We start from the raw sequence: 13704 nt of genomic DNA, 5'->3' as shown, positions 1-13704 counted from the left end.
CGGCGGGCGGATGGGGAAAGGGCGGTTCTTCCGAACGGAAACGCCGCCCTTTTCGTCGCTGTCGTCAGCCCAGTTTTGCGCGCCTTTTTGGCGAGGGCGGCGGCGCGAAGGCCAGGTCGCCCTCGCGCAGCTTGATCAATATGTCCGCCAGGAACTGGAGCAACGTCTGTTCCATCGCGCTATCGTTCCAGATGTCGCGGTTGAGGATCATCCCGCTCATCATCGCCGTCACCACGCGGCGCGAGCGGTTGAGCAATTCAAGGTCGTTGCTCCATTCAGGGAACACCGCCAGCAGCTGGTCGCACCAGATGCGGTCGTGGCGCTGCGCCTTGGGCACGAAGATGGCGCGCAGTTCCCCGTCCGTGCGCGCCGCCATCGTCAGTTCCAGATAGGCCTTGTGCGGGCGGGAGAGGAACAGATCCCAATCCAGCGCGATGCCGCTGTTGTCGCTCTTGCGCTCATGCTCGGACAGGCTGCGGATGGCGCGGCCGAATTCCTCCATATGACAGTAGAAGGCATAGTCGATCACGGATTCGATCAGGTCCTGCCGCGTCGCATAATGGTGCAGCATGGCGCCGCGCGACACTTTGGCCTGTTTGGCGATCAGGCGGTTGGTGGTGCGCGAATAGCCCAGTTCCGCCAGACAATCGATCGCGGCGTCCAGTATGGCGATGCGGGTGTCCGAACTCTTGCGCTGTTGAAGGCCTGCGTCCGGCCGCGCCATGCCGGCCGGCTCCAGTTCCGACAGGTCCACCAGCTTCACTTCGGGCATTCGACATCGCCTCCCCAGGCCCGTTCGGGCCGATGCATCGTCGGCAATATCCAACGCCGCCGCGGATTCCACAAGCTCCACCATGATCGACAAGCTTTTATTCCGGCGATTCTTGCGACCCGCCCGTATTTTCAGCGGGTCAACTCCTCTGGCGTTTCGATCAGCGCGGTCAGTTCGGCGAGGAATTTCGCCCCCACCGCCCCGTCGATGGCGCGATGGTCGCAGGACAGCGACAACTGGATCCGCGTGCTGAACTGAAGCGCGTGGTTCGCCGCGCCCGCCGACTGCCGACCTGCGCCGACCGCCAGAATCGCGCCCTGCGGCGGATTGATGATGGCGTCGAACGTGTCGATACCGAACATGCCGAGGTTCGAGATGGAGAAGCTGCCGCCCTGAAACTCCTCCGGGGCGAGCTTGCCCGCGCGGGTGCGCTCGGCCAGCGCCTTCACCTCGGCGGAGATGGCCGCGACGCTCTTGGTGTCGGCTGCGCGCACGATCGGGGTCAACAGCCCCTTGTCGGTCGCCACCGCCACGGCCACGTCGGCATGGCCGAACTGGTGAATCTCATCGCCATGCACCTGCACGTTGATGTCGGGATGGCGGACCAGCGCCAGCGCGCAGGCCCGCACCAGATAATCGTTGATCGAAGGGGCGGCGCCGGTCGCGCGCTTGGCCTGCTCGCGCATCGCCATCAGCGCATCGATCGCCGCGCTGTTGCGCAGGTAGAAATGCGGAATGGTCGATTTGGACAGCGTCAGTTGCCGGGCGATCGCCTTGCGCATGGGCGACATTTTCACGACGCGCACGCCTTCGGCTGGGGCTGGGGCTGGGGCTGGGGCGGGCGGGGAGGGGGGCGGTGCAGTAGTCTCGGCAGCTGTCGGCGCGACATGCTGTAGCACGTCGTCCTTGCTGATCCGTCCGCGAGGACCGCTGCCTGTGACCTTGCCCAGATCGACCCCATGACGGGATGCGACGCGCTTGGCGAGAGGAGAGGCGAAATGCTGGTCGAGTCCCGTTATTGGGCCGATCGACACCGGGCCGCCGGACGGCAAGGCGGATGGCGCTCTGCCCGCCTGATCGACATCCTGAAGCGTGATCCGGCCATTGCGGCCCGAACCCGCGACCACCGACACGTCAATGCCGTCCCGCCGCGCCCGATCGGCGGCGGCGGGGCTGATGACGTTGTTGTCGCTCGGCACAACGATCGCGGATGCGGGGGCAGGCGCAGCAGGCGTTTCGGTCGCGGCAGGTGCGGCGGACGGACCGCCCGAACCGCCGAATGTCGCGACGAACTGGTCGACTGCGGCAGCGTCGGCGGCGCTGTCGCCGAACACCGCCAGCAGCGCGCCGACCGGATAGCTTTCCCCCGGCTGCGCGATCAGGCGGCAGACGACGGCATCATATTCCGCTTCGACCTCATTGGTGATCTTGTCCGTCTCGATCAGGGTCAGCAGGGCGCCTTTGGCGAAGGATGCGCCTTCGGCGACTTCCCAGTTGGCGACGACCCCCTCGGTCATCTCTATGCCCCATTTGGGCATGGTGAATGCGCGCAGCTTGCTCATGGCGCGTCCTTTCAGCGGTACGAGAGTGCGGCGCGGACAGCCGCGTCGATACGGGCGACCGACGGCAGATAGGCCTGCTCCAGCTCCGGCGCGAAAGGCACCGGGGTATGGGGCGGCGTCACCATCTGGATCGGCGCGCGCAGGGCGGCGAAGGCCTTGCTCGACACCAGCCCGGCGATGTCCGCTGCAAGCCCGCAGCGCGGCGGATTTTCGTCCACGACGATCAGACGGCCGGTCAGTTCGACCGAATCCAATATCGCTTCCTCATCCAGCGGGCTGGTCGTGCGCAAATCCAGCACATCGCAGCCGATGCCTTCCTTAGCCAGCGCGTCGGCCGCTTTTTCCGCCGTGCCGACCAACTGGCCGCAGGTCACGATCGTCGCGTGCTCGCCTTCCCGCACGGATCGGGCATGGCCGAAGGGGATCAGATACTCCTCTTCCGGCACTTCGCCCTTGGTCGCGTAAAGCGCCTTAGGTTCGAAGAAAAGCACCGGATCGTCGTCGCGGATGGCGCTGGCCAACAGACCCTTGGCTTCGGCGGGGGTGGAGGGGATCACGACCTTCAGCCCTGGAATGGCGGTCATCATCGCATAGGCAGCCTGACTGTGCTGCGGCCCCGCATTGCGGCCCGCGCCATAGGCGACGCGGATCACGGCGGGGCAGGTGGTCTTGCCGCCGAACATATAACGGAACTTCGCCATCTGGTTCCATATCTGGTCCAGACATACGCCGATGAAGTCGGCGAACATCAGTTCGGCCACGGGCCGCTTGCCCGCCAGCGCCGCGCCCGCCGCCGCGCCGATGATCGCGGATTCGGAAATGGGCGTATCGATCACGCGGTCCGCGCCGAATTTGGCGTAAAGGCCCGCGGTCGTCTTCCAGATGCCGCCAATGGCCTCCGGGCCACCGGCGGTGCCCATGCCCCCGACAAGATCCTCGCCAAGGCAGATCACATTGGGGTCGCGTTCCATCTCTTGATGGAGGGTGAGGTTGATCGCCTCACGCAACTGCATCATCGCCATTTGCCGTCCCCCCTCAATAATTCACATAGACGTCGGTCAGGACGTCTTCGGGCGCGGGCCGGGGCGCCGCGCGCGCTTCCGCCACCGCAGCGTCGATCAGGGCCAGCACGTCGCTGTCCAGCGCGTCCAGATCGGCCGGATCGAGCAGCTTCGCCTCTGTCACTTTGGTGCGGAAGCTGGTCAGGCAATCGCGCTCGGCACGCAGCCGGTCCAGTTCGCCCGGCCCGCGATAGCGCTGCGGGTCGCCCTCGAAATGACCGAAGAAGCGTTCGGTATCCAGCTCCACGGCGGCGGGGCCGTTGCCCGCGCGGCAATGGTCGATCACGTCGCGCATCACGTCGAACGTATCGAAAAAGTCGCAGCCATTGCCGCGCCATGCCTTCATGCCGAAGGCTTCGGCGCGGCTGGCGATGTCGCCCGCCGTGCCGACCGCATAATCGACACCGGTATGTTCCGAATAATGGTTGTTCTCGAACAGGAATATGACCGGCAGTTTCAGCACGACCGCCATGTTCATCGCCTCGAACGTCGTGCCCTGATTGCACGCGCCGTCGCCGGAGAAGGCGATCGATACGCCGCCCTTGCCGTCCAGCTTGGCGGAAATGCCCGCCCCCACGGCGATGGGCGCGCCGGCGCCGACGATGCCGTTGGCGCCCAGCATGCCCTTTTCCACGTCGGCGATGTGCATGGAGCCGCCCTTGCCCTTGCAAAGCCCGCCCGCGCGACCGTAGATTTCCTGCATCATCCCCTTCACGTCGCAACCCTTGGCGATGCAGTGGCCATGGCCGCGATGGGTGGAAATGATATAATCGTCATCGGTCAGATGCTCGCACACGCCCACGGCGACGGCTTCCTGCCCGCTGTAAAGATGGGTGAAGCCGGCAATTTCGCCGGTCTGGATTTCTGCATGCAGGCGCTCCTCGAACTCGCGGATCACCTTCATCTGCCTGTAGGCCTGCAACATCCGCTCACGGCTGAGCTGCATCTTCACTCTCCTGTTCGCGCAATGGGGCTGCGCGCCTGACTGTGTCGTCGATACAGGTTAAATCGCAAGACGCGCCGCGCACGGCAAGCAAAAAAACACATGTGCTACTTTTTTTCTTCAATAAGGCGAAAATTGCAGGACGGGAATGGACGCGTCAGCGCAAATCCGATAATAACAGGCCATATGGATTGTTTTAAGGCCGCGGCAAAGCGGCCCTGCGGAGAGTGGAGAAGCGGATATGGCGACGGCATTCGATGTGCATGACGGCAGCGTGACGGCGCAGGAAGAGCGGGCCGTTCGCGAGGATCTGGCGGCCTGCTACCGGCTGGCCCATTTGCACAAGATGACCGACCTCATCGCGACTCATATCTCCGCCCGCCTGCCGGGGGAGGAGGAGCGCATCCTCATCAATCCCTTCGGCAGCTTGTTTCATGAAGTGACCGCCAGCAATCTGGTGGAAGTCACGCTGGAGGGCGAGGTGCGCACCGAAGGCGGGGTCATCAACCCGGCCGGTTATCTGATCCACAGCGCGATCCATGCGGCGCGGCCGGACGTCACCTGCGTCATGCACACCCATACCGCTGCGGGCGTCGCGGTCGCGGCGCAGGAACATGGCCTGCTGCCGATCAGCCAGCAGGCGCTGCTGGTGGGCCGTCGCCTTGCCTATCATGATTATGAGGGCGTCGCCCTGATCGAGGCCGAACGCGAGACATTGCGGCGCGACCTGGCCGACAAGGATGTGCTGATCCTGCGCAATCATGGCCTGCTGACGGTCGGCCGGACGGTGGGTGAGGCCTTCTGGTTGATGATGCAGACCCAGCGAGCCTGCGAAATCCAGATCGCGGCGTTGAGCGGCGGCGCGCCGGTGCGTCTGCTGGACGACCGGCTTCAGGATTTGGTGCACAGCCAGGTCTATAATTATGGCGGCCAACCCAATGGCGCGATGGACTGGGTCGCGCTGCGGCGCGAACTGGATCGCAGCAGCCCCGATTATCGCGATTGACGCGGCCCATGGACGTCATGACGGAAGTCAGGGAACCGGTGCTGCTCTATCTGGAGCATTTGGGGGTGATTGACGCGTTTGAGCAGTGCTGCACGCTCGTACCGCGTAGCAGCATTGCCGATCTGTCAGCCTATGCACGCGGAAGCGGGCGGGACGTGCGCGCCGTCATCACGGCGGGCGGTACGCCGATGGAGGAGGCGATCTGGGATTTGCAGAATCTGGGCCTGATCGCCTGTCTGGGCGTAGGCTATGATGGCATCGACATCGACCGTGCGCGGGCGCGGGGAGTGCGGGTAACGGTCGGTCGCGGGGTGAATGATGAAGATGTGGCGGACATGGCGCTGGGCCTGCTGCTCGCCGCCGTCCGGCAAATCCCGCAGGCCGACCGGATGGTCCGTGCGGGCGCGTGGAAGGGGGAATTGCTGCTCCCCATGGTGCCGTCGCTATCGCGCATGCGGTGCGGGATCGTGGGGCTGGGCGCGATCGGCAGCGCCATCGGCCGACGGCTGACCGGCTTTGGATCGTCCATCGCCTGGTGGGGGCCGCGTGAGAAGGGCGATGCGCCCTGGCCTCGCGCAGCCACATTGGCCGATCTAGCGGCGGACAGCGACGTGCTGATCGTGGCGGCTCCCGCGACCGCTGAGACGGAGGGGATGATCGATGCGCGGATATTGAAGGCTTTGGGACCGCGCGGCTATCTCGTCAACATATCGCGCGGGTCGCTGGTGGATGAGCTTGCGTTGCGCAGGGCGCTCGAAACTGGCGGGATTACGGGGGCGGGGCTGGACGTGTTCGCCACCGAACCGCATGACGGTTCGTTCTGGCGCGACCTCGACACGCTGGTCATGACGCCTCATGTCGGCGCCTGGGCCGAACGGGGCATGGCGCAAGCCAAGGCAATGTGCGCGAGCAATGTGTCCGCCTTCCTGCGCGGCGATCCACTGCCCAGCGCGATAGTGTGACCTAAAAGCGCTTTTCCAGAAAGACCAGCGTTTCCTGCTCGACGCATTCGTCGATCAGGATGCGGATGGCGGGATAGTCGGGGTCGCTGCGATAGGCTGCGAAAGCCTGCGTGAAATGGTTATAATCGGTCAGCTCCCAAAGGTCGACGATCGTGTTCAGCCGTCCGACCCGCTGTTCGTAACAGCCCAGCAGCTTCCATCCGGCGCCATCCTGAAGAATGGGAACAAGGCGGTTGCGGATGATATCCAGCATGATCGCCATCTTGCCGGGGCGCACAAAAATGGTGGATTGTAAAAGGATCATCGGCTCATCTTGCCCTTGGCGACCTGTGCGGTCACACCACCGCCACCGGCATGCCCAGATCGGTACGATGGCGGGCATAGCGTTTCACATGGCTTGCCGCGCTGCCGTACAGCGCCTCGATCGCCAGCAGCCGCTTGAAATAATGGCCGACGATCAGTTCGTCCGTGGTGCCGATGCCCCCATGGATCTGCACGGCATTCTGCGCCACCATGCGCCCTGCGGTTGCGGTTCGCGCCTTGCAGGCGGCAGCCGCCGCCGCTCGTTCGATAGGGTCGCCATCCTGCTTCAGCGCCGCCAACAGCGTCATGGATCGGGCCAGTTCGCCCTCCACATACATGTCGGCCAGCCGATGCTGGATGACCTGGAACTTCGTGATGGGTTTGCCGAACTGCGTTCGCTGGCTGGCGAAATCGACGGTGATGTCGATCAGCGCCGCGATGATGCCGGTGATCTCCGCGCCCAGCGCCGCCAGCATGGCATCGTGAACCGCATGCACCAGTTCACCCGCGTCGCGCGTGAGCAGGCCAGTGCCGGACAGGGACACGTCAGCCGCCAGCGCCCCGGCCATGCTGCCGTCGATCAGCGGCCGGTCGGCCCAATCCAGTCCCGGTGCGTCCTTCGCGAGCAGGGCCAGGCCGATCGCTCCATCGGGCATGGCCGCGCTCAGCACGATCTGCGTGGCGGCTGCCGCGGCGAGGACGATGGACGCGTCGCCCGTCAGGCGCCATCCATCACCCTCCGCCGTCAATCGACGGTTGCCGCATCCCGGCGCACCGTCGGCGTCGACCAGACACAGGGCGACCCGTGCGTCGCCGGCAATCACCTGCGCGACCAAAGGCGCCAGCCCCTCACGCGCAACGGGGTCGACCCGGTTCGCGAGCGCCCCGAAACCGATGATGGAGGACAGGAACGGCTCTGCGGCAAGACCGCGACCCAGCGCTTCCATCACCACCATGGCGTCCAGCGCGCCTAGTCCCAGCCCGCCCTGCTCTTCGGCAAAGGGCAGGGCCAATATGCCCAGTTCCTGCGCGAAGGCCTGCCAGAGCCGGTCGGGCCAACCGGTGCCGGACAAGGCGGCGCGCCGTGTTTCAAAATCGAAATTGTCGGACAGGTAGCGACCGACCAGATCGGCCAGCATCTCCTGCGATTCGCCCAATATGGCCATTGTCCCTCTTCCCCCTTGGAGGCTCAGATGCCGAGTGCGGCCTTGGCGAGGATGCCCCGCTGAATCTCGCTGGTTCCGCCGAATACCGTCATGGCGCGCGCGTTGAGATAGCGGGCGGTCGGCGCGGCGGCATAGTCCGGGCCGATCACCGGCCCGCGTCCTTCCAGTGCGGCGCGCTGGTCGATGGCGGCGGCGGGGCCGAGGACGTCCATGGCGAGTTCGGTCGCCTTCTGGAACAGGGTGGCCGCCACCAGCTTGAACGTGGACGCCGCTGCGTCGCCCACGGCGCGCCCGGTTTCGCTGGCGGCGATGCTGCGATATTGCGTCATTTCCAGCGCCATCAGTTCGATTTCGATTTCCGCGCGGCGTTTGATGAAGTCCGGATCGTGGAAGCGGGCGGCGTCCACGCCCTGGGCGCTGGCCTCCGCTTCGTAAAGGCGGCGCACCACGCGGGCGACGCGTCCACCGGCAGCGCCGCCGCCGCGTTCGAATTCCAGCAGATATTTGGCGATCCGCCAGCCGTCATTTTCCGCGCCGACCCGATTGGCGACGGGAATGCGCACATCGTCGAAGAACAGCTGATTGACCTCATGCTCCCCCGACATGCTGAGGATCGGCCGAACGGTGATGCCGGGACTGTCCATCGGGGCCAGCAGGAAGCTGATGCCAGCGCCACGCTGCGACGTCGGATCGGTGCGGACGAGCAGGAAGATCCAGTTGGCATATTGGGCATGGGTGGTCCAGATTTTGGTGCCGTTGACGACATAATCGTCGCCGTCGCGCACGGCGGCGCAGCGCAGCGCGCTCAGATCCGACCCGGCCTGTGGTTCCGAATAGCCCTGGCACCAGAAATGTTCGCCCGACAGGATGCGCGGCAGGAAATAGTCCCGCTGTTCCTGCGTGCCATGGCCGATCAGCACGGGGCCGCACATTTGCAGGCCCATGGCCGGCAGCGTAGGCGCACCGGCATTGGCGCATTCATGTTCGAAGGTCATGCGCTGGACCGGCGACCATCCGGGGCCGCCATATTCCCTGGGCCAGGCCGGGGCGATCCAGCCGCGTTCATAGAGAATGCGGTGCCATTGCCGGGCTACCTCGCCTTCGGAAAAGACGCCGGCCTGTCCAGCTGCGGCTGCGCGCAGTTCCGGTGTGAGCGCCGACGTCAGAAAGGCGCGGACTTCATTCCGGAACGATTCAAGATTCTCCTGGGCGACAGGATCGGTCATCGCCATTTTCCTCTTATCATGGCTTCATGCTAAACAGGCTTTTCAAAAAACGCAACGCGTAATAACAATGGATGCGAAGAGAGGAATGGAGGCTGGTATGGAAATTTGCAACACGTGCTCACGAGCATGGCGATGACGCGTCCGGCCATTGATTGCCTGTTTGTGGTCGGCGGCGCCTATCACGACATGGACTTCGCCCGGCTGGAACTACTCAAGCTGCTCGCCGAAAATCCGCATGTCCGCACGCGGGTGTTCGAGGATTATCCCGATCCCGATATCATCGCGGGTGCGGATTTTCTGCTCAGCTACACCTGCGACCGTGTGCCGCAGCGGCAGGATCAGCGGCAGGCGCTGATCGATTTCGTCGAGCGCGGCGGCCGCTGGTTCGCGCTGCACGGGACCAATTCCATCCTCCGCTTCATCGAGGGGGGAACGGTGACGACGCCCGATGAGACGCCCGACTTCATGGCGCTGATGGGGACGCAGTTCGTCGGCCATCCGCCGATCGATCGATACCGGGTCGATGTCGTGGACCCGGCCCATCCGCTGGTGAAGGGCATCGAACCGTTCGAGACGGTGGACGAACTCTATCTCAGCCGTCCCTGCGCGCCGGTCGAAACGCTGCTCGATTGCCAGTATGACGGCGGGCCGCTGGGCAGCTTCCGCCAGACGCCGACGGAGCCGGGGCGCCACCCTGTTTTCTACCTGCGCCATCTGGGGCAGGGCGCGGTGCTGTATCTGACGCTGGGCCACTGCCGCGGCCCGCACGATATGCGGCCGTTGCTCGATCATTGGCCCAGCACGGATCGCTGCTCCTGGGAGGAGCCGATATTCTACGAACTGCTACGGCGCGGCCTCGCTTGGGCGAGCCATGGCCCGGCAGAGCAGGGAGAGGCGTGATGAAGAGTTTTGCGCAACTGGGGCAGGTGATGCAGATCGCTTATGTTCCCGAAGATTTCGACGCGGCGATCCGGTTCTGGACGCAGACGATGGGGGTGGGACCATTCTATCTTCAGCCCAATCTGTCGATTCCAACGCTCCGCTATCGGGGCGAACCGACCGACGCGGTGTTCAGCGTGGCCATCGCTTATTGGGGCGACATACAGATCGAACTGATCGTACAGCATAATGAAGCGCCCTCCATCTACCGCGACTGGCGAGAGGCCGGGCTTAAAGGCGTGCATCATATCTGCATCATGGTGGAGGACATAGAGGAGGCGCGCCGCGTCGCCGAGGAAGCAGGGATGATCGTCGCGCAGGAAATCGTCGCGGAAGGCTGGGGCGTCCTTTATGTCGACACCGGCGGCGGTCCAGGCACGATGACGGAAATCGTCCAGCCCAACCCGGGCATGCTGGGCCGATTTGCCCGGATAAAGGCCGACTCGATCGGCTGGGACGGCAGCGATCCGGTGCGCCGGTTCGACTGAGCGGCACCTGACGGCGTTCGTCGGCATCGGGGGAAATGGGCATATGATGATATCGGCTGAAGATTTCCGCGCGCGCGCCCGACGGAAATTGCCGCATTTCCTGTTCGAATATTATGACGGCGCCGCATTTGACGGGTTGACGGCGGAGCGCAACCGTCATGACCTGCACGCGATGGAATTGCGGCAGCGGGTGCTGTGCGACGTTTCGGGCATTTCCACGGCCACGCACCTGTTGGGGGAGGCTGTGTCGCTGCCGCTGGCGCTCAGCCCTGTGGGGCTTGCCGGCATGGCTGCACGGCGCGGCGAAGTGCTGGCGGCAAAGGCGGCCCGCAGCCGCAACATTCCCATGGCCCTGTCCACCACCTCCGTCTGTCCGCTGGATGAAGTCGCGGCGGTCAAACCGCCCTGGTTCCAGCTTTACATGGTGCGCGACCGTGGCTTTGTTGCGGACATGCTCGACTGGGCGGTGGCGCAGGGCTGCACGACATTGCTGTTTACGGTCGATCTGCCGGTGCTGGGCACGCGCTGGCGGGATCATCGTTCGGGCCTTAATCAGGCTGGGCTGACGGGTGCCTTGCGCCGCTATGGGCAGATGCTGGCACGTCCGCGATGGGCGGCGCAGGTCGGTGTCACGGGCGGGCCGCATAATCTGGGCAACATCGCCCATCATCTTGGCAGGCGGCGCGCGTCGCTGGCGGACTGCATGGCCTATACCAGCGCCAATATGGAAGCCTGCCTCGACTGGAGCGCGCTCGATTGGGTGCGCCATCGCTGGCCCGGCACGCTGGTCGTGAAGGGCATCATGGAAGGGGAGGATGCCCGGCTGGCGCTGGGTGGCGGCGCTGACGCCATCATCATATCCAACCATGGCGGCCGCCAACTGGACGGCGCGGCGTCGACTGTGCGGGCGTTACGGCGCGTCGTGGATCATCTGGAGGGGCGATTGCCGCTCCTGGTCGATGGCGGCGTGCGGACGGGGCTGGATATGCTTCGCATGCTCGCCGTTGGCGCGACCGGCGTGATGCTGGGACGGCCCTGGGTTTATGCGCTGGCGGCGGGCGGGCAGGCCGGTGTCGAGCGGCTGATCGACATATTGGAGCAGGAACTGCGTATCGCCATGGCGCTGTGCGGTTGCAGGAGCGTGCAGGATATCAGCCGGGACATACTGCGTTTCTGATGGGCGTCCCGCGCGCATCATGCGCGCGGGAGCATATCCTTACCAGTTATGGTCCATGATATTGGCCAACCGGCGATGAAAATGCTGGAGCGCGATTTCATTGCGGCCGAAAGTGCTGGCAAAGCCCTCCGGCGCCCAGTTGAGGTTCGCCTGACCGTCGGCTGAGACGCTGTAATCCTCGGTCGAGATCACATGATCGATAAAGGCGTGCATGTCCTTCCACCGTTCCACCTCGTCCGCGCGGCTGGTGTGGGCCGGCTGATAGGTGGTGTGCAGCGAATAGCTGCGATCCACCGTCTCGCCGGGGAAGACGCGGGAAATGCCGTAAAACTGCCCGCCGTCCTTCATGCTGTTCACATTGATCGAAACATTGGGGAACAGCATGTAGAGGCCGCCATAATCGGTGTGCGGCCAGTCGGTTTCGTCTTGATCGGCATAGGCCATGAACTCTTCGCGCGGGAAGCCCAGGCGGCAATGGCCATTGTCGAACCTGTCATAGACCATGATGTTGCTCATCGCGAGCGCGCCGATGGTGGTCGGATGAAGCGAGGCGAAATGATAGCTTTCGCCGTAGGTATCATAGGCATATTTCCAGTTCGCCGCGCAATCCAGCCGGCTCGACGCGATCGGCCGCGCCTTGTCCAGTTCCAGGGCCGCCAGTTCGTCGCCAAAGTCGCCCAGATGATCCGCCACGTCGATCGGCGCGCCGTTGGGCGTGCCGCGCACGAAGATCAAGCCCTTCCATTCCGCCACGGGAATGGGGATCAGGCCCAGATCCGCCTTTTCGATCCCCTCGAACCCCTCCTTGCCCGGCAGGCCGATCAGCTTGCCGGTCAGATCATAGGTCCAGGCATGAAAGCGGCAGGTCATGCGCGTGCGTTTGGAACAGTCCGTCACCAGCTTGGCCGCTCGGTGCATGCACATGTTGAGGAAGGCGTTGACCTTCCCCTCCTTGTCCCGGGTGATGAGGATGGACGGCCCGAGCGCGTCGAACAGCATCATGTTCCCCGGTTCGGGGATGTCCATCGACAGGCCCGCCAATATGGGCGTTTCGCGGAACAGCGTCTTGCGTTCCCGCTCGAAATAAACGGGGTCGGTATAGACGCGCGGATCGATCCGCATCGGCGCTGCATCCATGTCGGTCGATTTGCTGCGCATCCGGTCGAGCGTCCGGCGGCGCAGACCGTAATGGGATTGGGTCCGCCGCGCGGTCGCCTCCGCATCCGGTCGGCCAAGCGGGGGCAGGGTGACGATATCGTCTGCCATGGGGCCTCGTCCTTGAAGATTGACGTCAGGAAACCAGATCGAAGAAATCGGCACGGGGCGTGCGCGTTTCGTCATAGATCGGCCCTTGGGCGTCGACGCGATATTTGCGGCTCTGCGCCACGATGGGTCCGCGTGACCGCAATTGCTTGCCCATGTCGGTATAGGCGGGGTTCTTGAAATGCGCCGCCAGTTCCGCCTCGCTGGTCCAGCGTTCGAACACGTTGACGCGGCCGGGAACATAGGGATCATGCGACCAGGTGTAGATTTCGCAACCCGGCTCTGCCAGCGCAGCCTCGATCAACGGCTTGGCTTCTTCGATGATGACGTGGGCATGTTCGGGCGGCAGGTCCATCTGCGCCCAGATGAGGATCATACTCATTGCTTGATTTCCCTTGGATTGAAACTGCGAGAGGCGAACATCCAGCGGCCGTCGCGGCGCACCAGTTCATCCTCGTAAATACCGGCCTGCACGCGGGTGGGGCCGTCCACAGGCACCAGATGTTCGAACGTATGGGTGCGCAGCGTGGCGCGGTCGCCCTCTATCGTCATCGCGCCCGGGAAGGCCATGAAGGCGATGGTGGCATAGCCCGCCATCGCGCCGCTCCATGCGGCGACGATGGTGTCGCGCCCGCGCAGTTCCCGGCCGGCGAAGCGCCAGACCGCGTCCTCCGCCCAGGTCGCGGCCCAGGCGTCGGCATCGCGCATCATCACGGCGTCGCCATAGCTGTCGATCAATTCGCGAATGAGCAGCCTGTCCTGCTCCGGCCCTGCGAACATCCTCTTCTCCTTTATTCCGGGGGCCGTCGCAGTATCGATTGCCGACCTAAAAAAGT

Annotated in this window: 15 protein-coding genes; 5 read left to right on the top strand and 10 right to left on the bottom strand. The window is 64.4% G+C overall.

Annotated elements, in window-relative coordinates:
• Positions 1 to 64: 64 nt before the first annotated feature.
• From DM806_RS24515 to DM806_RS24500, 4 genes are all read right to left on the bottom strand, one after another.
• Entirely contained in the window at positions 65 to 772 is a 708-nt protein-coding gene (locus DM806_RS24515; protein WP_179045769.1) for a TetR/AcrR family transcriptional regulator, read from the bottom strand.
• 131 nt (positions 773 to 903) lie between these two features.
• Complete coding sequence (locus DM806_RS24510) at positions 904 to 2334, bottom strand: dihydrolipoamide acetyltransferase family protein (RefSeq protein ID WP_179045768.1); 1431 nt, start codon at positions 2332 to 2334, stop codon at positions 904 to 906.
• Positions 2335 to 2345: 11 nt separating this feature from the next.
• Positions 2346 to 3356 (bottom strand): alpha-ketoacid dehydrogenase subunit beta, encoded by a 1011-nt coding sequence (locus tag DM806_RS24505; protein ID WP_179045767.1) that lies wholly within the window; start codon positions 3354 to 3356, stop codon positions 2346 to 2348.
• A gap of 13 nt (positions 3357 to 3369) precedes the next feature.
• Entirely contained in the window at positions 3370 to 4341 is a 972-nt protein-coding gene (locus DM806_RS24500) for a thiamine pyrophosphate-dependent dehydrogenase E1 component subunit alpha (RefSeq protein WP_179045766.1), read from the bottom strand.
• A 238-nt stretch (positions 4342 to 4579) separates the two neighbouring features.
• On the opposite strand from DM806_RS24500, the gene DM806_RS24495 reads away from it, so the two are divergent.
• On the top strand, positions 4580 to 5344 hold the full coding sequence (locus tag DM806_RS24495) for a class II aldolase/adducin family protein (RefSeq protein ID WP_179045765.1): 765 nt from the start codon (positions 4580 to 4582) through the stop codon (positions 5342 to 5344).
• A gap of 8 nt (positions 5345 to 5352) precedes the next feature.
• Positions 5353 to 6306, top strand: coding sequence for an NAD(P)-dependent oxidoreductase (locus DM806_RS24490; protein ID WP_179045764.1), 954 nt, complete (start codon positions 5353 to 5355; stop codon positions 6304 to 6306).
• A 1-nt stretch (position 6307) separates the two neighbouring features.
• On the opposite strand, the gene DM806_RS24485 is transcribed toward DM806_RS24490, so the two are convergent.
• From DM806_RS24485 to DM806_RS24475, 3 genes are read right to left on the bottom strand one after another with little or no spacing between them, the layout of a single operon-like run.
• The gene (locus DM806_RS24485) at positions 6308 to 6610 is read right to left on the bottom strand and encodes an NIPSNAP family protein (RefSeq protein WP_179045763.1); all 303 of its coding nucleotides are present in this window, start codon (positions 6608 to 6610) and stop codon (positions 6308 to 6310) included.
• A 31-nt stretch (positions 6611 to 6641) separates the two neighbouring features.
• Positions 6642 to 7775: an acyl-CoA dehydrogenase family protein gene (locus tag DM806_RS24480; protein WP_179045762.1), complete on the bottom strand. Its 1134-nt coding sequence runs from the start codon at positions 7773 to 7775 to the stop codon at positions 6642 to 6644.
• Between the two features lie 23 nt (positions 7776 to 7798).
• Positions 7799 to 9001, bottom strand: coding sequence for an acyl-CoA dehydrogenase family protein (locus DM806_RS24475; RefSeq protein ID WP_179045761.1), 1203 nt, complete (start codon positions 8999 to 9001; stop codon positions 7799 to 7801).
• A 132-nt stretch (positions 9002 to 9133) separates the two neighbouring features.
• On the opposite strand from DM806_RS24475, the gene DM806_RS24470 reads away from it, so the two are divergent.
• The 3 genes from DM806_RS24470 to DM806_RS24460 are packed head-to-tail and all read left to right on the top strand — an operon-like array spanning position 9134 to position 11605.
• On the top strand, positions 9134 to 9901 hold the full coding sequence (locus tag DM806_RS24470; protein ID WP_306294799.1) for a ThuA domain-containing protein: 768 nt from the start codon (positions 9134 to 9136) through the stop codon (positions 9899 to 9901).
• Positions 9901 to 10428 carry a VOC family protein gene (locus DM806_RS24465; RefSeq protein ID WP_179045759.1) on the top strand — a complete coding sequence of 176 codons (528 nt, stop codon included), beginning with the start codon at positions 9901 to 9903 and terminating at the stop codon, positions 10426 to 10428. Before DM806_RS24470 ends, DM806_RS24465 begins: the two co-directional genes overlap by 1 nt.
• A 43-nt stretch (positions 10429 to 10471) precedes the next feature.
• A complete protein-coding gene (locus tag DM806_RS24460; RefSeq protein ID WP_179045758.1) occupies positions 10472 to 11605 on the top strand; it encodes an L-lactate dehydrogenase in 1134 nt (377 codons plus the stop codon).
• Between the two features lie 39 nt (positions 11606 to 11644).
• Here the strand turns inward: DM806_RS24460 and DM806_RS24455 are convergent, their stop codons facing one another.
• The 3 genes from DM806_RS24455 to DM806_RS24445 are packed head-to-tail and all read right to left on the bottom strand — an operon-like array spanning position 11645 to position 13648.
• Entirely contained in the window at positions 11645 to 12871 is a 1227-nt protein-coding gene (locus DM806_RS24455) for an aromatic ring-hydroxylating oxygenase subunit alpha (RefSeq protein WP_179045757.1), read from the bottom strand.
• Between the two features lie 25 nt (positions 12872 to 12896).
• The gene (locus DM806_RS24450) at positions 12897 to 13250 is read right to left on the bottom strand and encodes a putative quinol monooxygenase (RefSeq protein ID WP_179045756.1); all 354 of its coding nucleotides are present in this window, start codon (positions 13248 to 13250) and stop codon (positions 12897 to 12899) included.
• The gene (locus DM806_RS24445; RefSeq protein ID WP_179045755.1) at positions 13247 to 13648 is read right to left on the bottom strand and encodes a nuclear transport factor 2 family protein; all 402 of its coding nucleotides are present in this window, start codon (positions 13646 to 13648) and stop codon (positions 13247 to 13249) included. The genes DM806_RS24450 and DM806_RS24445 overlap by 4 nt, the downstream gene beginning before the upstream one ends.
• Positions 13649 to 13704: the final 56 nt, after the last annotated feature.

This window comes from Sphingobium lactosutens (assembly GCF_013393185.1).
In the GTDB taxonomy this organism is placed as follows: Bacteria; Pseudomonadota; Alphaproteobacteria; order Sphingomonadales; family Sphingomonadaceae; genus Sphingobium; species Sphingobium lactosutens_A.
The sequence above is the reverse complement of the archived record's forward strand: the minus strand, read 5'-3'. Positions and strand labels throughout refer to the sequence as shown.

What these genes read in the sequence shown, in the direction of transcription:
- DM806_RS24515 (WP_179045769.1), bottom strand. Translation starts at nt 772, where the DNA reads ATGCCCGAAGTGAAGCTGGTGGACCTGTCGGAACTGGAGCCGGCCGGC.
- DM806_RS24510 (WP_179045768.1), bottom strand. Translation starts at nt 2,334, where the DNA reads ATGAGCAAGCTGCGCGCATTCACCATGCCCAAATGGGGCATAGAGATG.
- DM806_RS24505 (WP_179045767.1), bottom strand. Translation starts at nt 3,356, where the DNA reads ATGGCGATGATGCAGTTGCGTGAGGCGATCAACCTCACCCTCCATCAA.
- DM806_RS24500 (WP_179045766.1), bottom strand. Translation starts at nt 4,341, where the DNA reads ATGCAGCTCAGCCGTGAGCGGATGTTGCAGGCCTACAGGCAGATGAAG.
- DM806_RS24495 (WP_179045765.1), top strand. Translation starts at nt 4,580, where the DNA reads ATGGCGACGGCATTCGATGTGCATGACGGCAGCGTGACGGCGCAGGAA.
- DM806_RS24490 (WP_179045764.1), top strand. Translation starts at nt 5,353, where the DNA reads ATGGACGTCATGACGGAAGTCAGGGAACCGGTGCTGCTCTATCTGGAG.
- DM806_RS24485 (WP_179045763.1), bottom strand. Translation starts at nt 6,610, where the DNA reads ATGATCCTTTTACAATCCACCATTTTTGTGCGCCCCGGCAAGATGGCG.
- DM806_RS24480 (WP_179045762.1), bottom strand. Translation starts at nt 7,775, where the DNA reads ATGGCCATATTGGGCGAATCGCAGGAGATGCTGGCCGATCTGGTCGGT.
- DM806_RS24475 (WP_179045761.1), bottom strand. Translation starts at nt 9,001, where the DNA reads ATGACCGATCCTGTCGCCCAGGAGAATCTTGAATCGTTCCGGAATGAA.
- DM806_RS24470 (WP_306294799.1), top strand. Translation starts at nt 9,134, where the DNA reads ATGACGCGTCCGGCCATTGATTGCCTGTTTGTGGTCGGCGGCGCCTAT.
- DM806_RS24465 (WP_179045759.1), top strand. Translation starts at nt 9,901, where the DNA reads ATGAAGAGTTTTGCGCAACTGGGGCAGGTGATGCAGATCGCTTATGTT.
- DM806_RS24460 (WP_179045758.1), top strand. Translation starts at nt 10,472, where the DNA reads ATGATGATATCGGCTGAAGATTTCCGCGCGCGCGCCCGACGGAAATTG.
- DM806_RS24455 (WP_179045757.1), bottom strand. Translation starts at nt 12,871, where the DNA reads ATGGCAGACGATATCGTCACCCTGCCCCCGCTTGGCCGACCGGATGCG.
- DM806_RS24450 (WP_179045756.1), bottom strand. Translation starts at nt 13,250, where the DNA reads ATGAGTATGATCCTCATCTGGGCGCAGATGGACCTGCCGCCCGAACAT.
- DM806_RS24445 (WP_179045755.1), bottom strand. Translation starts at nt 13,648, where the DNA reads ATGTTCGCAGGGCCGGAGCAGGACAGGCTGCTCATTCGCGAATTGATC.